The organism is Chryseobacterium sp. 7, from assembly GCF_003663845.1.
In the GTDB taxonomy this organism is placed as follows: Bacteria; Bacteroidota; Bacteroidia; order Flavobacteriales; family Weeksellaceae; genus Chryseobacterium.
This window is the reverse complement of record NZ_RCCA01000001.1, coordinates 4,374,332-4,393,072: the sequence shown is the minus strand read 5'-3', so window position 1 is coordinate 4,393,072 and position 18,741 is coordinate 4,374,332. Positions and strand designations below refer to the sequence as shown.

Genomic DNA, 18,741 nt, shown 5'->3' with positions numbered 1-18,741 from the left:
AAACTATAATTTATAAAATGGCAATTTTAGGACAGATTAGGAGTAAGCCTTGGCTTTTAATGGAGTAATAGCCTTAGCGCTTTTGGCGTTCCTGGTGAACCCAGATAGTATCGACAAGGTTTTTGGTAAGAATCCTGACGTTTTAGGAAAAGTAAATGGTGAGAAAATCACCCGCGAAGAGTTCAATGATCAGCTTTTCGTGTTGCAGCAACAGGCTGATCAGCAAGGGCGTCCGAAAAACGGTCTTGAAGAGCAGGCTTGGCAGTTACTTGTACAATCTAAACTTATCAAACAACAGTTTGAGAAACTGGGCTTTGAAATGAATGATGATTATTTCTGGAATCAGATCCAGTATGATCAGATGTTTGCTCAGAATCAACAGTTCTTTGATGAGAAAGGTAATTTTAAAACTCAAGAGCTTAAAAAAGAAATTGAAACATTAAAAAACACCAATCCTGAAGGATATAACCAATGGTTGAAAACTAAAAAGACTATTGAGTACAGACTTATGGCAAGACAGGTGTTTACCAATATTTCAGCGGGTATCACTACCGGTAAGAAAGAAGCCGAAGAATTGATGAAGCAGAGAGATCAGCTTGCAGATATCGACTTTGTGAAAGTAGATTATGCAGCGTATCTTCAGAAAACAAAGATCAATGTGACTACACAAGATCTTGCTGACTACATCAAGCAGCACCCTGTAATGTTCAAAGCTGAGCCAAGCAGAAATATCGGTATCGTATATTTTCCGTCAAAACCTAGTGCAGCAGATGATGCAGCCGCTCTGAAAGAAATTACAAAATTATATTCGGGAGGTACAGATGCGAGCGGAGGTACAGAAAACTTCCAGAATACGAAAAACGATTCTATGTTTGTAACGGCAAACTCTGATGCGCCATTCAACCCACAATATGTGAATCCTACACAATTGCCTCCAACGATCAAAGATCAAATCACAGCTGCGGCAGTAGGTCAAACTTTTGGTCCTTACAAAGAGCAAGACCTTTATGTAGTATCTAAATTGGTAGGTAAAAGAGCTTCAGATTCTACATTGTCTAGACATATTCTTATTGCATTCAAAGGAAGTCCTGCTGGTCAAGGTGTAACAAGAACTAAAGAGCAGGCTAAGAAATTAGCAGACTCTATTGGAGCTATTGTAAAAGCAACTCCTGCTAAATTCACAGAATTCCTTAAGCTTTCCAGCGATCCGAATTCTGCAGCACAAGGAGGTAGCTTAGGATGGACAACTCCGGAAACACCTTTTGTTCCTGAGTTCCTTACTTACCTTGCAAATAATCCAAAAGGAGCTACAGGAGTAGTAGAAACACAGTTCGGTTATCATATCATCAATATTGAAGATAAGAAATCAGGATCTATGGGGTATAAAGTTGCTAACCTTGTGAAAGCAATCAAACCTTCAGATGCTACTGAGGCTGAAACAGATAAAAAATCAAGAAAATTCATTCAGCAGGTTCAGGGGAAATCTTTCAACGATTTCGTGAATATTGCTAAGAAAGGAAATTACCAGTTCACTAATCCGAAAGCAGCCAAAAGATTTGAAGGTCAGCTTCAGGGCTTAGGTACTGAAAAAGATCCGGAAATCCTTACTTGGGCTTTTGATAAGAAAAGAACAAAAGGAGATACTGAATTATTTACTGTAGAAGGAACAGGTGATAAAATTGTAGTATATCTAAACGGAAAACAGGAAGCAGGTCTTGCAGATCCTGAATCTGTAAGAGATCAGATAGAAGTTGTAGTTAAAAATAAATTGGCTGCAAAACAAATCTCTGATAAAATTACTGCCGCAAAAGCTTCAAACTTAGATCAGGTAGCTAAACTATTTGCAGCTCAAAAACAGTCTGCTCAGGTAAATCTACTGAATCCTTCGGTAGCTGGTGCAATGGAACCTAAAGTGGCCGGTGCTGCATTTGGTGTTGCAAAAGGTAAGCTTTCTAACCCTGTTGAAGGAGGAACGGGAGTTTATGTTTTGATCAAAAAATCAGAAACCGTAAACAAACAGCCTGGAGATCTTAAGCAGTTTACAGAATCTCTTACTCAGAGAAGTTCAGGAATGTTCGGACAGGCTTGGATGAAGAGTCTTCAGGACAATGCAGATATCGAAGATTACAGAATCGAGATCTGGAACAAGCTGGGACATCAGCAACAATAAGAAATTCATTTCATATGATATAAAAAGCGGCAAAATTTTTTGTCGCTTTTTTTTGTATTTAACGCAGAACAATAAAGGAAAAGATTTATTTAAAATGTACTATATTTGCTTATTAGAAAAAAATTAGCAAGTGAAGTTCAGTAAAGAATTAAAAGCTGGTGTGATCACACTTCTAGCTATTGTAGGCTTTGTGGTGTTGTTTCAGTTTATGAAAGGGAAAAGCCTTTTTACTACCGATAATATATTTTACGCAAAATATGACAACGTGGAAGGCCTTGCGCAGTCTTCGGCTGTTTCTATTAACGGTTTGAAAGTAGGACAGGTGGACAAAATCATTCCTCTGACCGCAAAAGACGGGAAAATTAGTTTTGTCGTAAAAATTACAGTTGATAACAAATTCGAATTCTCAAAAAATTCATCATTAGAAATTTTTGAACCGGGATTAATGTCTGGTAAAGAAATGAGAGTAAACCTTATGTATGGAGGTCCCACTGCAAAAGACGGTGATACCCTGAAAGGAGCTTTCAAACTGGGAACTCTGGGAAGTCTTTCTTCTCAGGTAGGTCCGGTAAAAGATCAGCTGCAGGTAGTTTTACACAGAGTAGACTCTTTAATGGCGAATGCCAATCTCCTTGTAGATGCTCAAAACAGAGCTGAAATAAAAGCTTTGTTATCCAATCTTAATAAAACAGTAGGAGCATTGCAAACTACAGCAGGAAGTGTAAACAATCTTGTAGGACACAATGACCCTAAACTACAGAAAGTATTAGATGATGCAAGTCTTACAATGCAGAGCGGAAAAGTAACTTTGGATAAATATGGAAATTTAGCTCAGAGCATTGATACGAAGCAATTGAATTCTACCATTGCCAATTTAGATGCTACCGTAGGCAAATTAAATCAGGTAATCGGAGGTATTGACAGAGGAGAAGGAAGTTTAGGTAAAATTATGAAAGACGATCAGCTGTATAACAACCTGAATTCGGCTTCTACTAACTTGAATTCATTAATCGAAGATATGAAAGCGAACCCGAAGAGATATATCAACTTCTCGGTTTTCGGTAAAAATAACAAAGACTAATACACCTTATGCAGTACATTGATAACATTATTTTCCTGATTTTATTGGTGGCAGGATTTGGGCTCTTTGCAAAAAGCCTGCAGAAGATCTATAGAAATATCAGATTAGGCCGCGAAATCAACAGAAACGACAGAAAATCTGAGCGCTGGAGCACCATGGCACGAGTTGCTATGGGACAGAGTAAAATGACTGCGCGTCCTGTAGCAGGAATTTTGCACATTTTTGTTTATGTTGGTTTTGTCATCATTAATATAGAACTCATCGAAATAATTGTTGATGGACTGTTTGGTACACACCGTTTCCTGGCTTCGGTTTTCGGACACGGATTCTACAGCTTTTTTACAGCAACATTGGAAGTTCTGGCGCTTCTTGTAGTAATAGGAGTGGTTATATTTTTCATCAGAAGAAACTTTTATGGGGTTAAAAGATTAACAATGAAAGAGCTTTTCGGTTGGCCAAAAGAAGATGCCAACTGGATCCTTATTATTGAATTTGCCCTGATGATGGCTTTCTTTAAAATGAATGCCTCAGATTTTATTTTACAGTCGAGAGGAGTTTTACCGATACACGGAAGCTTCCCGATCAGTGAAATGACATTGGTTCCGTTCTTGGAAATTTTCAGTTTTGATAACGGATTTTTGATGTTCACAGAGAAAGCTGCCTGGTGGTTTCACTTTGTAGGCATTCTTTTCTTCATGAACTATCTTTATTATTCAAAACACCTGCATATTATTCTTGCGTTTCCAAGTACATGGTATGCAAATCTTGATAAAAAAGGAAAATTCAATAATCTTGAATCTGTAACGAAGGAAATCAAATTGATGATGGATCCTAACGCAGATCCTTATGCAGCTCCGGCGGAAGGTGCTGAAGCGGATGTCCCTTCTAAATTCGGTGCCGAAGATATCTTTGATCTGAACCAGGTACAGTTGCTAAATGCCTATTCATGTACAGAATGCGGACGTTGTACTTCCGTTTGTCCAGCCAATATTACCGGTAAAAAACTTTCTCCGAGATTGATTTTGATGAAAACGAGAGACCGATTAGAAGAAGTAGGAAGAAATATTGATCAAAACGGAAAATTTGTTGATGACGGCAAAAAACTGCTGAACGACTATATTACGAAAGAAGAACTTTGGGCTTGTACTACATGTAATGCATGTACAGATGCCTGTCCGGTATTGCTTGACCCGCTTTCCATTATTTTTGAAATGAGAAGATTCCTGGTAATGGAACAGTCTGCTGCGCCTCAGGAACTGAATCTGATGATGACTAATGTGGAAAACAACGCAGCTCCTTGGCAGTATAACCAGGCTGACCGTCTGAACTGGGCTAATGATTAATAGAATAAAAATACAAGGATATAAATCTATTAAGAATTTAGATTTAGAGTTGAAGCCAATCAATGTACTGATTGGCTCTAATGGTGTTGGAAAATCTAACTTTCTTTCTTTTTTTAAACTAGTCAATAATATTTATGAACAAAGGCTGCAGAATTATGTAGCAAAGCAGGGTGGAGCTGACAATTTATTATATTTTGGAAGAAAGATTACCAGTAATATTTATGGTAAAATCTCTTTTATTAAAGATGTAACTGCAAATTCTAACAATGTTTATTATTTTGATTTAGTTCCTGATATTTTTAATAGTTTTGTTATTGATACTGAGGGAAGCGGGTTTAATGTCATTGACTGGAGTGATGATAAACAAAATTATTTCTTTGTTACCGATATTAGAGAGAGTATAATAAAAAAATCGTCAACATTTAGGAATAAATTTATTAGTAATTATCTTGATTCTATGAAAATTTTTCATTTTCATGATACTGCTGAAAGTTCGCCTTTAAGAACTCCTGCACAGATTGATGATAATAAATATTTAAGAGAAGACGGTAATAACTTGGCTGCTTTTCTATATTATTTGCTACAGAAGCATCCTAAAAGTTTTAACAGAATACAAAAGACAATACACTCTATTGCTCCTTATTTTGAAAGGTTTGATTTACATCCTGATAGATTAAATGAGAATAGTATTAAGTTAGAGTGGAAAGAGGTAAATCAACCAGAGACTTACTTTAATGCTTCTCATTTTTCAGATGGAACATTAAGGTTCATTGCATTGGCTACCCTGCTCATGCAACCAGAGTTACCTGAAGTTATCATTATTGATGAACCTGAATTAGGATTACATCCTTTTGCAATAAATAAATTAGCATCCCTAATAAGAAAAGCTTCCTCTACTTCCCAGATAATAATTTCAACACAATCAGTAAATTTTGTTGACAATTTTGAACCCGAGGAAATAATAACTGTAGATAGAGTTGAAAATGAATCTGTTTTTATGAGACTTGATTCTTCTGAATTGAAAGGATGGCTTTCTGATTATACCATTGGTGATCTATGGCAGAAAAATGTTATTAAAGGGCAGCCATGAGAAGATTGTATATTATTGTCGAAGGTCAGACAGAAAAAGAATTTGTTGAAAAGTCTTTAAAAAAATATTTTCTTTTGCATGGTGTTTTCGATGTAAGAGCTATAATGATTCAAACTAGTAAAGGACATAAAGGAGGTTTTGTAAATTATGAACATTTAAAAAATGATATTAAAAGAATTTTAAATTCTGAATCAGATGTTATTGTTTCAACATTTGTTGATTTTTTTAAAATTCCAACAAATTTTCCAAACTTTAGTGAAGCGAAAAAAGGCGGACATGTTGACCTTAAGATTGATTTGCTTTATAAAGGTATTGTTTCTGATATAGATGATGAAAGATTTGTTCCATATATTCAGAAACATGAATTTGAAGCTTTATTATTCAGCAGCTCGGAAGGATTTGAAAATTGGTTTGATAATCAAAGAATGGCTGATGAATTGTGTGAAATAATTAAAAATTATAATAATCCGGAAGAAATTAATACCGGAAGTGAAACTGCTCCTTCAAAAAGAATTATTAATATTTTAGAAAAACATAGACAAAAATATGATAAAATAGCAGAAGGAAATTTAATTGCAGAAGAAATAGGAATTGACAAAATATTAGAAAAATGCCCGAGATTCAGCAGTTGGATTGCTATTTTAATTGAAAAAGTAAATAATAATCAAGATTAAAAATGGATTTCAATATAAAAACAATGGCAGAATATGCTGCCGAAGGAAAAGCCCCGGAAGTTTTATTTTGGGTTGGATGTGCGGGAAGTTTTGATGACCGTGCTAAAAAAATTACAAAAGCATTTTGCAAAATATTAAATAAAATAGGCGTTGAATTTGCAGTTTTAGGACAGGAAGAAAGCTGTACCGGAGATCCTGCAAAAAGAGCAGGAAACGAATTCGTATTCCAGATGATGGCGCTTACCAATATTGAAGTGCTGAACGCTTACGAAGTAAAGAAAATCGTAACCGCCTGTCCACACTGTTTCAATACCCTGAAAAATGAATATCCAAGCTTAGGAGGGCACTTTGACGTTGTACACCACACTCAGTTCCTTAAAACCTTAATGGAAGAAGGAAGACTGAAAATAGAAGGAGGAGCTTTCAAAGGGAAAAAAATTACCTTCCATGATCCTTGTTATCTGGGACGTGCCAATGATGAATATGAAGCTCCAAGACTATTATTGGAGAAGCTGGATGCAGAGCTTGTAGAAATGAAGCGTTGCAAAACCAACGGACTTTGCTGTGGAGCAGGAGGTGCACAGATGTTTAAAGAGCCGGAAAAAGGAAAGAAAGACATCAATATCGAAAGAACAGAAGAAGCTTTATCCTTCGAGCCTAAGGTAATTGCCACAGGATGTCCTTTCTGTAATACCATGATGACGGATGGTGTGAAACACTTTAACAAAAATACAGAAGTAGCCGTAAAAGATATCGTTGAACTTCTTGCTGAAGCAGAAGATTTATAATTGTAATCTTATACAGGTTTATGAAGCTGAAATGGAGACTCTCCTTTTTGTTGATAATTTCGATACTTGCACTTCTTACATTCTGGAATTATCAAAACAGAGTATATGATTGGGATATGCCGGGCTATATGGGAAGCATGTATACTTCCGAGTTTCCGGACTCACCGGATAAAGTCCGGACCCTTACCTATGAGGAAATAAAAAAAGAAGCTCCTGCAGCACACTATACAGACATTATCGGAATAAAGCAATGGGATATTCCAAGGCAGTATTTCGTAAAAAATACACAGTCTTTTACAGAACAATTACCCTATTTTCAAATCAAAGTAGGGTATATTCTTGTGATAACGCTTTTTTATAAGCTCGGATTTACAGCACCCATGGCGGTACTATTCACCAGTCTTATATCTTACTTCTTTACAGGGCTGTTATTATTTTATATTCTAAAGCTCCTGTTTCCGAAAAATTATTGGCTTGCAATAGCACTTACGGTTGCCGCCATGGTCTTTCCGCCAATGACCTACATGTCAAGGGTTTCTACACCGGATATGTTTATTTTTCAGTTTATGCTGATCTTTATTATCGGGTTAATAAAAAATTGGGATAAATGGGCAATGTTTGTACTTCTGTTCGCTATTACTTTTATACGGCCGGATTATATTACATTTACCCTTACCTATATTGTTGCTGTTTTCTTTTTCCGTTACTTTCAGGAAAAGAAAATTGATTTTTCCTATATCGCACAGGGATCAGTACTTTTGATCATGTACCTGGCTATCATTAAATATTATCATTATCCCGGATGGAAAGATGTCTTTTATGATACCTTCATTGACAGGAGACCTTTTATTTCCAATCATTCTATAGACGTTAGTTTAAAGCAGTATCTGAGTATTATTTACATCAAAATTATTTACTTTAAAAAAGTAACTTTATCTGTAGCCATCATAATTGGCGTTATTTTCTGGCGTTCTAAAGATGCATGGATAAGAATGATTTCGGTTCTTTTTCTGGTGAATGTTTATATCAAATTCTTTTTCTTCCCGCAGTCGGCAGCTTTAAGATTTTTCTTCCCGTTTATTTTTCCGCTTTTCGTTATGATGATCTTTGTTTTGAGCAAAAAATACAATGATCTTAAACTCGGGAAAATTGCGTAATTTTGTATTTAAGATGATAAGAGTTTAAAATCATTATTCAACTTCTATTCTTTTCAATAGCAGGATTTGAATAATGTTGCTTAAATTCCTGAAAAATAAATATTTACATTATGAAAATCGAAGAATCTAATATTGTAGAAACCAACGACTACAGAGTCATTATATATCCGGCTTCAAGGCCTTTTGAAACAAAAGAAGCAAAAGCCATTACCGAAAAACTTTTTGATTTCCTTGCTACATGGGCTGCTCACGGAAAACCACTTTCTTCTTCATTTAAAATTGAAAAGAATCAGTTCATCGTAGTGTGTGTAGATGAAGAAAAAGAAATGGCTTCAGGATGCAGTATTGATGCTCTGGGAAAAGTGATGAGAGAAATTGATGAGGAATATCAATTAGGGCTTTTTGACAGAATGAAAGCAAGTTTTGTGGAAAACGGTGAAGTGAAAACTCTAAAGTTAATTGATTTTAAAACAAAATTAAGAAGCGGAGAACTTTCAAACGACATCCAGGTTTTTGACTTTTCAAAAAATACTTATCTGGACTTTTTAAGCCACTTCCTTCTTCCTTTGGAGAAGAGTTGGGCCGCTTCAGTAAAATAATTGCTGTGTAGCTTATACAGAGCCAAATAATCATAAAGTGAGAACGTGTTTCTCACTTTTTTGTTTTAATGTATCTTTGCATAGATTCGAGTAAAAATTAATGCCTAAAGTACTATTTTTAACCACATCCCACAGCTATAATGATGACCGGATTTTTTATCATCAGGCAAAAGCTCTTGGAGATAATGGGTATGAAGTGAAAATATGCAGTTTGTATGCTGATTATAAAGGTATTATTGATGAAATTGAAATAGAATCTTATGCTATTCTTGAAGAAAGCATTGAAAAGAAAATGGAGGCTTTCCGAAAAGTCTGCGACAACTTTAACCCTCTGGTTATTATATGCTCAGAACCTCTGGCTGTAGTGGCAGTAAAGGAATTTGTAAAGAATAACAAAATAAGCTGTATCTATGATGTTACTGAATGGTATCCTTCCATGTCGATGCTTCAGCATTATCGTTTTCCTGCTAAAATTTTTCAGGCAGCTAAATTTTCTTTAATTCAGTTGTATGCCGGCTTTTTGAGTACTCATTTTATTTTTGGAGAAACGACCAAAAAATTTCCGTTAGCCTATTTTTTCGGATTAAAGAAACAGATGATTCTTCCTTATTATCCTGATCCTGTTTATATCAAGGAAAGCATTAAGGAACTCGATCCCAATACAATAACCCTTTGCTATACAGGACAGATTTCTAAAGATAAAGGAATTGGAAACTTTTTCAATGCAGTAGATAAGGTTCGTCAGAAACTTCCTGAATTACATTTTAAAATCCTCATTATCGGATCTGCTGTTGACGAAAGTGATGAACTCTATTTTTCATCGTTATTGAAGGAATATCTTTTTGATGATATTGAGATCAGGAAATCAACTATTTTTGAGCAGTTCACGGAAGCTTTTGCAGAGGCAGATTTATGTTTTGATCTTCGGGAAATTAATTTTGAAAACAATCATTCTCTGCCGATAAAGCTGTTTTATTTTATGGGAGCAGGGAAACCGATGATTTATTCAAATTTGAAAGGTATACGGAAACATATGGGGAAACTCTCGTTTGGAAATCTTGTAGATCCTCGTAATGCTGAAGATATTTCAGAATTGATTATTAATTATATCCGGAATCCGGATTTATACCATTCTCATGCTCTTAATGCCCGAAAAGAATTTAAAGAAAAATATAATTGGAATGTCATAAAAAACACCTTTGTTGATTTTGTGAAAAGATCTATAGATAAATAACCACTATGCAGCTTACTTTCATAAAAACATTTATTTCACGCTTTCTTATTCTGGTCCTGAGTTTCGGATTGGTGATCTTTTCTACGAATATGTGGGGAAGTGAAGGTAAGGGAACTATTTCGATTGTGGTAGCCAATGCTGCAGCTGTCAGTTTTTTCAGCAGTATCTTTTCCGGAAGCAGTACCTCTTATTTCGCTTCCAGGTTTAAAATTGAAAAGGTATTATTGTATGCCTATCTGTGGTCAATCTTAACAGGACTTTTAATTCCATTTTTATTTGGAATTGCTTCCATTCAGGGGAAATATCTGTTTTATCTCATCGGTATTTCTGTTTTTTCTTCTTTGCTATCTACCAATATCAGTCTGTTTATTGGAACACAGAATATAAAAAGGTTTAATCTTTATACCGTTCTGCAACAGTTAGTACATATTGTCTTTATAGGAATATTGGTATATGGCTTCGGAAAGAAAGATGTTTCAGTGTACTTTCTGGCACAGATTGGATGCCTGGCACTTCTGTTTCTTACCAGCTTTTTTCAGATCATTAGAAAATGTACTGTCTCAGAAATCTCATTCTGTAAAGATGTTGCCAGAAATATGTTTGAATACGGCTGGAAAACCCAGCTGAGTGCTTTTGTTCAATTCCTGAACTACAGGCTTTCTTTTTATTTCTTAGAATATTTTGAAGGAATCGCCAGTGTAGGGATTTTTTCCATCGGAGTTACTTTTTCAGAAGCCATATGGACCATTACCCGCAGTATTGCCGTTATTTTATATTCCGATGTGGTGAATAGCAAGAGCAGGGAAGAATCTATTGAAAAAACCAAAGAATCTTTAAAACTGACTTTTATTCTGATGATCGGTTTTGTGCTGGGAATTGTTATTATACCGTCTCAGGTGTATGAAATAATTTTCGGGAAAGAATTCAGAGATACCAAAGAAATTATGCTTCTTTTATCACCCGGAATTTTTGCCATTGCGGTGAGTGACATGGTGGGGCACTGCTTTTCAGGGATGAGAGAGTTAAAGATTCTCAATGTTAAATCCATTGTAGGACTGGTGGTTACTGTCGTTTTTCTTTTATTGCCATACCCAGATGGGGAATTTTAGGAGCTTGTATTGCTACTACTTCTTCCTATTTTGTTTCAGCGTTTCTGTTGTTTAGAAAATTTTATAGCTCCACTCCCTTTAATTGGAAAGATTATATGGTTTCAAAAGAAGAGATACAGCTTTTAAAACAAAAGCTTTCGAAGAAATAATTACTCCAAACACGCACAAAAAATAAAGTCATTTCCCTATTTTTACAAATCTATTAACTCTTTACTATGTGCGGAATCAGCGGTTATTATTCATTTCATAAAAGTATTTCCTCTACAAATATTCTGGAAATGAATCAGGCGATTAAACATCGCGGACCGGATGATGAAGGGTTCTGGATATATAATAATGATCAGGGAGTTTCCTTTTCAGGAAATGATTCCACTCAAAAAATTAAAGAACATTTTCCGGTTTTACAGGAAATAAATTCAGATATGGCTTTAGGATTCCGAAGACTATCCATTATTGATCTCTCTGAAAAAGGCCATCAGCCTATGCTTTCAGAGAATGAGCAGATCATTATCACCTTTAATGGAGAGATTTATAACTTTAAAAAATTAAGAAAAGAACTTGAGCTTTTAGGACATTCTTTCCACAGTACTTCTGATACTGAAGTTATTCTCAAAGCTTACCAGGAGTGGGGAAGCTTAGCTTTTGCCAGGCTGGATGGAATGTTTGCGATCTGTATTGTTGATCTCATCCGCCAGAAATTGATATTAGCCAGAGACAGGGTAGGAATGAAGCCTCTTTTTTATCATCAAAGTAAAGAAGGACTAGTTTGGGCATCAGAAATAAAAGCATTACTGAAGCATGAATTTGTAAAACCAGAAATCAACTGGAACGGAGTATATACCAATTTTCTTTTCCAGACAACACTGGCTCCACAAACCTGTTTTCAGCATATTTTTTCCCTGGAACCTGCGTCGTTTATAAGCATTGATTTAAAGAGTCAGAAAATCAGTAAAGAAATATTCTGGCAGATGCCTTCTCCGGTTAAAAAGAATATTTCTGAAGAAGAAGCCGTACAAAAAATAGATGAACTTCTGTCTGAAAGTCTCTCAGGGCAATTATATGCAGATGTTCCTGTAGCAGTAATGATGAGTGGAGGAATAGATTCTACTTTAATTGCTTCAAAATCAAAACCTTTTAATGCTGATATTCATACGTACACCGTATCTTATCCGTTTTCTGAAGAGGAAGTGAAAAACGCATCACTGGCGGCTAAACATTTTGGTGTTTCGCATGAAATAAAGGAAGTAAGTGATGAAGAAGCTTTGGAACAGCTTAAGGAAAATATCCAGCATTTTGAAGAGCCATACAGCAGCTTTGAAGTACTGATTAATGCTGCAGAATATGCGCATGACAGAGGTTTTAAAGTGGTATTAAGCGGTAACGGGGCAGATGAACTTTTTGCAGGTTATTCTCATACACTGAAGCTTAAAAGATGGCTTTTGATGAGGAATTTTAATTTTATTAGTCCTTTTATCATTACGAAGGATCAATTTTCACAACGGGTAAAAAATTATTTCTCGCAGGATGATATGTTTGATTTTTTCAGACAGAGCCAGATCAGTATGATGCCTTTGGAAGCTAAAACTCTTATAAATCCTGATATTTATAATAATATTGAAACAAATCTTTCAGAATATCATCTTTTCGATACAAAAAATTATTCAGGATATTTTGAATATGATATGAAATATTCATTGTCTTCCCATCATGTTTTCAGGGATGATCTAAGTGCAATGAAATATAGTGTAGAGTTTCGTTATCCCTATCTGAGTAATGATCTTATAGATTATGTATCTGCACTTCCGCAAAACATGAGGTTTAATGGAATTCAGAATAAACCTTTATTGCGAAAAGCAGCTGCAAAACATCTTCCTCAGGAAGTTTTGAACATGCCAAAGAAAGGCTTTTCATTTCCTGTCAATTATTTCATTAAAAAGGATAAAAAAATAAGAGATTTCATTACGGAAACCCTGGAAAGCCTGAAAAAGAGAAATTTCTTTAACGCTGCAGTCATTGATGAATGGTGGAACCATCAGGTGCATGAATATGACTGGGTGAAAATATGGCAGCTGGTAACGTTTGAGTTGTGGTACCAGAAATATTTTAAAAAATAAAGAAGCAGCCTAAAGATTAATATTTTACCTTTGTAGCTATGATGAAATATTTTTGGGGCATATTGGTTGCAGTTTTTGCAATAATCAGCTGTAAAAGTGATGATGATTCTTTGCAGAGAATAGATCAGTTAATGAATATCTATGTAAGAAACAGTGCTGGTCAGGATCTTCTGAACAGTAAGAAAACAGGTTCTTTTACGGGTTTTTCTGTGAATGATATTTTTGGTACTAAAGATATTGCTCCGGTAAGTATTGCTTTGAAGATGACCACAGATTCACTGTTTTATATGGAATATCTGGCAGGAGCCAAAAGAAGAAGACTGGATTCTATCAGTCCCGATAACCCGGGAACAGGAACTTCCTATTATTCCAGAATGCAGATTACGTATACCAAAAGCACCAATGCCAATGATAATGTTGTAGACACGTTGGAAGTTCAGTATCGTAATACACCAACAGTATTCCAGGTTTCAAAGGTTTTATATAACAGAGTTCCGGTATTTTCTAAGGATGAAAATGCTCCCACTTCCACAAATACTGTTACGATCACAAAATAATTTTTAAATTTGTAAAATTGTTAGCTTATTATGAGCTAAACATCTAATATTTAACATCTAAATAAAATGTTACAAGTCAATTTTTTGCGCGACGAGAAAGAACGCGTTTTAGAAGGTCTTAAGAAAAGACAATTCAAAAATCTTGGGTTGGTAGACGAGGCTATCGCTGCCGACGACGAAAGAAAAAGAATCCAGTTTGAACTAGATTCCCAGCTATCCGAAATCAACAAAATTTCGAAAGAAATTGGTCTATTGATGAAAGAAGGGAAAAAAGAAGAAGCGGAATCTGCAAAATCTAAAACAGCACAATACAAAGAGTCGAGTTCAGAATTGAAATCCCAGTTAGAAGTTAAAGAAAATGACTTACTGAATATTCTGTACCAGCTTCCGAACATTCCGAATGAATTGGTAAAAAGCGGAGCGTCTGCGGATGATAATGAAATGATTTTCCAGTCTCATCCGGTAGAAGGTCTTGGTGAAGGAGCTATTCCTCACTGGGAACTGGCAAAGAAATACAACTTAATTGATTTTGAATTAGGGGTAAAAATTGCCGGTGCAGGTTTTCCTGTTTACTTAGGGAAAGGAGCAAGATTACAGAGAGCTTTGGTTCAGTATTTCTTAGATAAAAACGTTGAGAAAGGCTATACAGAAGTAAACCCTCCTCACGTTGTAAATGAAGCATCTGGTTTTGGAACCGGACAGCTGCCTGATAAAGAAGGACAGATGTACTATATCAACGAAGATAAATTATATCTTATTCCTACAGCAGAAGTTCCTGTAACAAATCTTTACCGTGATGTATTGCTTGATGAAAAGGATCTTCCAATAAAAAATACGGCGTTCTCTCAGTGTTACAGAAGAGAAGCAGGAAGCTACGGAGCTCACGTAAGAGGGCTAAACCGTCTTCACCAGTTTGAAAAAGTAGAGATCGTAAGAATTGAGAAACCGGAAAACTCTTATGCTGTTTTGGAAGAAATGGTAGAGCACATCAAAGAAATCCTTACAGATCTTGAACTTCCGTTCAGAGTATTGAGACTTTGTGGTGGTGATACTGGTTTTGCATCTGCAATGACGTATGACTTCGAAGTTTGGAGTGCTGCTCAGGAAATGTGGCTGGAAGTAAGCTCTGTTTCTAATTTTGAAACGTTCCAGGCCAACAGATTGAAATGCCGTTACAAAGGAGATGGTAAATCTCAGCTGGTTCATACCTTAAACGGTTCAGCAATGGCATTGCCAAGAATTATGGCTGCATTGTTAGAAAACAACCAGACAGCAGACGGAATCAAACTTCCTAAGAAAATTGCAGAATATGCAAGATTTGATGTTATCAACTAAATAATAAATTTAGTCTACAATAAAAAACCACCGGAATCCGGTGGTTTTTGCTTTATTTTGTAACGATGATAATCTTTTTATCTGCGTTTTTCAGTTGAGTATCTTTCTCATAAATGGCTTTCAGATCATAGTCTATCTTTATGGAATGATCATCAATCTGTTTTATCCAGTCATGTTTCCCTGAAATGGATTGTATGGGATTCTCAAACTTTAGCGTAGTACCAATTTTTTTGAAAAACATGACCATCATCCCGGCTATTTTTTCAGATTCTTCCTTTGAGGTTTTAGACCGGATAGATTCTTCAATACTTTTTAGATTAAAATTTTCAGTATCAATGGTAAGGGTTTTTCCGTCCCAATTATTATAAATATTCTGATCCAGAGGGACTTTTTCAGTTTTTGTAAAACTTTTCAGAACCAGATAATCTTCCGGCGAAAAATGTTCCATCTTAAAAGAAAACCCTGCGAGCTTATTGTTTTCTTTTGTAGACTTCATGAAAATCTTTTTCATGATTCTGATGGAGTCCGGATTTTCTGTTTTTAATTTTCCTTCTTTTTTGGAAAAATCATACATACTTGTCCAGGTTGTAGGAAGTTTGTCCATTTCTCCAAATTCCTTCTGTTTTAATGAATCTGGTGTCATGGCCATCATTTCGGACATAAACTCTCTTATATCAATATCCATAAAAGAAGTTGAGGCAGCATCTTTATGATAGACAATTTCAGAATTCACACTGCAGGATTGCAGCATAAAAAGGCTTATCAGGAATAAGATAAAGGTTTTCTTCATGGTTTACTTAAATACAAATTAATGGCAGTTTACGGCTCCGTTTGGATCTTTAATAATCGTCATGGCTTCTGCTTTCGGAGAAACATAGGGAATTCCGAGCTCAAGACCTCTTAAAATGAATAATCCTCCCAAAATAATCATGATGACAGGAACAGCTTTCAATATTTTAATCCTAAAGGCCTGATTCATCAGATTTCCGGCTAAAACTATAGCAAACATAAACGGAAGGGTTCCGAGACCAAATAAAGCCATATATAAAGCTCCCTGCCATATTCCACCTCCTGCAAGGCTGGCAGTAAGAGCCATGTAAACCATTCCACAAGGTAAAAAACCATTAAGAACTCCGGTAGAGAATCTTGAACGGTAATCTGCCTTCTGAAGAAGCTTTCCTAAGTTTAATTTGACAGAATATAAAAATTTGGATAGGAAAGGAATTTTTGAAGCAAAATCTTTTCCGCCAAATGAAAATACAGCCATGATAATCAGAAGAACTCCAGCTGTAATAGTCAGGTATTTCTGAAAACCTGCCATTTCAAATCCCTGCCCGATAATTCCCAGAAGAGCACCCAATAATGAATAGGTAAAAATTCTTCCAAATTGATAGGTAAGGTTCTGAAGGTAGAAATTGGCAGCCTGTTTTTTGGTTAATCCCATCGACAAGGCAATAGGGCCGCACATCCCGATACAGTGGAAACCGGAAGCAAAGCCTAAAGCAATAGCCGATACAATAAGTCCTATTTCCATATCACGTCATAATCCATTCGGTAGTCTGTTTTGTCTTTTGTCCAGCTTAGTCTTAATGTATAATTACCCATTTTCAATACCTGTGCAGGGATTATGAAAGACTGGCTGGCATCAAGCTGTACAGATTTTTTGATGTCTAAATTCTGGTCGTCGGTTCTGTTTAAAACAAATTTTACCGTAGTATTAGAGTTGTTATAATCTTTTGGGAAGGTAATTTTAATTCCCTTGGTATCCTGGCTGTATACAGGTTTTTCCTGTAGGTCATCTGCCTTTTTCTTGGCATCAATCACATCCTGATACTTCAGTTCCTCTTCGTAATAATTATCGGTTACCATTTCAGAATTCTTCTGCCCGTTCGGGAAAAGAAACATCATGGATAATATAAAAACTATGAATGCAAATAATGCAATTACAACACCGTGTCCCCAACTAAAGTTCTTCATTTTTTTCTAATTAAAATTGCAGTTTAAATGGCCCTTCAAAATAAGTCTGATAGGAATCAATCAGTTTACCCTTCATATCATAAACACCAATGGTGATGTTCTGCTTAGAAAGTTTCATTTCATCTTCCGGGAAGCTGATATTAATGGTTCCTTTTGAAATTTTATCTCTGTCTACCTGAATTTTGCTTGATGCACTGTAAGTAATTTCACCATGAGCCGGATCTATTACTTTGATGGTAACTATTTTTTTATCGTTTGTTTTATTAAGGAAGGTATAATTGTAGGTATTGGTAATTTTACCGTCTCTTACAAAGAATGTGCTTCCTGCCGGTTTGATGAATTTAGCTTCCATCTCACCACGGCTGTAAAGAAGGTATCCTAAGAATCCTACAAGAAGGAAAAGGAATACGGAGAAACCTTTCATTCTTCCGGTAAATTTGAACTGAGTTTCTTTTTCAATCTCGTTCTCAGAAGCGTATCTTACCAATCCTTTTGGAAGGCCTACTTTTTCCATGACTTCATCACACGCATCAATACATGCTGTACAGTTGATGCATTCCAGCTGCTGCCCGTCTCTGATGTCAATTCCGGTAGGACATACCACTACGCACTGCTGGCAGTCGATACAATCTCCTTTACCTGCTGCTTTACGGTCTTCTCCTTTTCTCCATTTTGATCTGTTTTCTCCTCTTTTAAAATCGTAGAAAACATTGATGGTATCTTTGTCAATCAATACGCCCTGAAGTCTTCCGTATGGACATACCAATGTACAAACCTGCTCTCTGAACCATGCAAATACAAAGTAAAATGCTGCGGTAAGAAGAATCATTACGATAAAATTGGTAGGATGGGCAAATGGGCCTTCACCAACAATTTTAAATACCTCTTCATATCCTACGATATACATGAACATGAAGTGGGTAATGATTAATGAAATAACAACGTAAATAGTCCATTTCAAACCTCTCTTCCAGATCTTCTCTGTATTCCACTCCTGTCTGTCCAGTTTCATCTGCTTGTTTCGGTCACCTTCAATCAGATATTCTATTTTACGGAAGATAGATTCCATAAAAATTGTCTGAGGGCAAATCCACCCGCAGAAAATTCTTCCGAATGCAATCGTAAAAACGATAATAAAGATTAAAGAGGCGATAGCACCTAAAGTGAGGATAAAAAAGTCCTGTGGATAGAAAGGCTGTCCAAAAATGAAAAATTCCCTGTCTATGACATTGAATAATAACAGTGGGTTACCATTGATTTTGATGAATGGTAATGTAAAATAAATAATTAATAATAAATAGCTTACAATGTTTCTATAGTTGGTATATTTTCCTTTAGGTTTTCTTGGAAATACCCATCTTCTTTTTCCGGATTGCTCCATTGTCCCTATAGAATCTCTGTAAGTCTCAGGGTCCAGAACCTGTCCCTGTCCGCCGCGTACTTCTATTTCTTCTATGTCTGACATATGTAATAGGTTTTAAAAAAGAAAAAACATAATTCGTTACTATTTTAA

The 18,741-nt window shown here is 35.7% G+C and carries 17 protein-coding genes and 1 pseudogene; 14 read left to right on the top strand and 4 right to left on the bottom strand.

The features are described 5' to 3' along the window. Positions 1–17 precede the first annotated feature (17 nt). From CLU97_RS20130 to serS, 14 genes and pseudogenes are all read left to right on the top strand, one after another. A pseudogene (locus CLU97_RS20130) lies at positions 18–2,170 on the top strand (SurA N-terminal domain-containing protein). Positions 2,171–2,300: 130 nt separating this feature from the next. Further along, on the top strand, positions 2,301–3,251 hold the full coding sequence (locus CLU97_RS20125; RefSeq protein WP_121489505.1) for an MlaD family protein: 951 nt from the start codon (positions 2,301–2,303) through the stop codon (positions 3,249–3,251). A gap of 8 nt (positions 3,252–3,259) precedes the next feature. After that, entirely contained in the window at positions 3,260–4,594 is a 1,335-nt protein-coding gene (locus tag CLU97_RS20120; protein ID WP_121489504.1) for a (Fe-S)-binding protein, read from the top strand. Next, positions 4,587–5,684 (top strand): AAA family ATPase, encoded by a 1,098-nt coding sequence (locus tag CLU97_RS20115; RefSeq protein WP_121489503.1) that lies wholly within the window; start codon positions 4,587–4,589, stop codon positions 5,682–5,684. The genes CLU97_RS20120 and CLU97_RS20115 overlap by 8 nt, the downstream gene beginning before the upstream one ends. Beyond that, a complete protein-coding gene (locus CLU97_RS20110) occupies positions 5,681–6,358 on the top strand; it encodes a DUF4276 family protein (RefSeq protein WP_121489502.1) in 678 nt (225 codons plus the stop codon). Before CLU97_RS20115 ends, CLU97_RS20110 begins: the two co-directional genes overlap by 4 nt. Positions 6,359–6,360: 2 nt before the next feature. Beyond that, the gene (locus tag CLU97_RS20105; protein WP_121489501.1) at positions 6,361–7,146 is read left to right on the top strand and encodes a (Fe-S)-binding protein; all 786 of its coding nucleotides are present in this window, start codon (positions 6,361–6,363) and stop codon (positions 7,144–7,146) included. A 20-nt stretch (positions 7,147–7,166) separates the two neighbouring features. Continuing rightward, positions 7,167–8,303, top strand: a complete 1,137-nt coding sequence (locus tag CLU97_RS20100; protein ID WP_121489500.1) for a hypothetical protein — start codon at positions 7,167–7,169, stop codon at positions 8,301–8,303. A gap of 110 nt (positions 8,304–8,413) precedes the next feature. Further along, on the top strand, positions 8,414–8,902 hold the full coding sequence (locus tag CLU97_RS20095) for a hypothetical protein (RefSeq protein ID WP_121489499.1): 489 nt from the start codon (positions 8,414–8,416) through the stop codon (positions 8,900–8,902). 100 nt (positions 8,903–9,002) lie between these two features. Beyond that, positions 9,003–10,136, top strand: a complete 1,134-nt coding sequence (locus CLU97_RS20090) for a glycosyltransferase (RefSeq protein ID WP_121489498.1) — start codon at positions 9,003–9,005, stop codon at positions 10,134–10,136. Positions 10,137–10,141: 5 nt separating this feature from the next. Continuing rightward, positions 10,142–11,245 (top strand): lipopolysaccharide biosynthesis protein, encoded by a 1,104-nt coding sequence (locus CLU97_RS20085; RefSeq protein ID WP_228437819.1) that lies wholly within the window; start codon positions 10,142–10,144, stop codon positions 11,243–11,245. Further along, entirely contained in the window at positions 11,179–11,394 is a 216-nt protein-coding gene (locus tag CLU97_RS24115; RefSeq protein ID WP_228437868.1) for a polysaccharide biosynthesis C-terminal domain-containing protein, read from the top strand. The genes CLU97_RS20085 and CLU97_RS24115 overlap by 67 nt, the downstream gene beginning before the upstream one ends. A gap of 66 nt (positions 11,395–11,460) precedes the next feature. Next, positions 11,461–13,359 carry an asparagine synthase (glutamine-hydrolyzing) gene (gene asnB, locus CLU97_RS20080; protein ID WP_121489497.1) on the top strand — a complete coding sequence of 633 codons (1,899 nt, stop codon included), beginning with the start codon at positions 11,461–11,463 and terminating at the stop codon, positions 13,357–13,359. Positions 13,360–13,397: 38 nt separating this feature from the next. Next, on the top strand, positions 13,398–13,916 hold the full coding sequence (locus CLU97_RS20075) for a hypothetical protein (RefSeq protein ID WP_121489496.1): 519 nt from the start codon (positions 13,398–13,400) through the stop codon (positions 13,914–13,916). Positions 13,917–13,982: 66 nt separating this feature from the next. Continuing rightward, positions 13,983–15,251, top strand: coding sequence for a serine--tRNA ligase (gene serS, locus CLU97_RS20070; RefSeq protein WP_121489495.1), 1,269 nt, complete (start codon positions 13,983–13,985; stop codon positions 15,249–15,251). A 52-nt stretch (positions 15,252–15,303) separates the two neighbouring features. On the opposite strand, the gene CLU97_RS20065 is transcribed toward serS, so the two are convergent. From CLU97_RS20065 to ccoG, 4 genes are read right to left on the bottom strand one after another with little or no spacing between them, the layout of a single operon-like run. Continuing rightward, positions 15,304–16,041, bottom strand: coding sequence for a hypothetical protein (locus tag CLU97_RS20065; RefSeq protein WP_121489494.1), 738 nt, complete (start codon positions 16,039–16,041; stop codon positions 15,304–15,306). Positions 16,042–16,059: 18 nt separating this feature from the next. Continuing rightward, complete coding sequence (locus CLU97_RS20060) at positions 16,060–16,785, bottom strand: sulfite exporter TauE/SafE family protein (RefSeq protein WP_121489493.1); 726 nt, start codon at positions 16,783–16,785, stop codon at positions 16,060–16,062. Beyond that, positions 16,776–17,228 (bottom strand): FixH family protein, encoded by a 453-nt coding sequence (locus tag CLU97_RS20055; RefSeq protein WP_121489492.1) that lies wholly within the window; start codon positions 17,226–17,228, stop codon positions 16,776–16,778. Before CLU97_RS20055 ends, CLU97_RS20060 begins: the two co-directional genes overlap by 10 nt. Before the next feature lie 10 nt (positions 17,229–17,238). After that, complete coding sequence (gene ccoG / locus CLU97_RS20050; protein ID WP_121489491.1) at positions 17,239–18,693, bottom strand: cytochrome c oxidase accessory protein CcoG; 1,455 nt, start codon at positions 18,691–18,693, stop codon at positions 17,239–17,241. Positions 18,694–18,741: the final 48 nt, after the last annotated feature.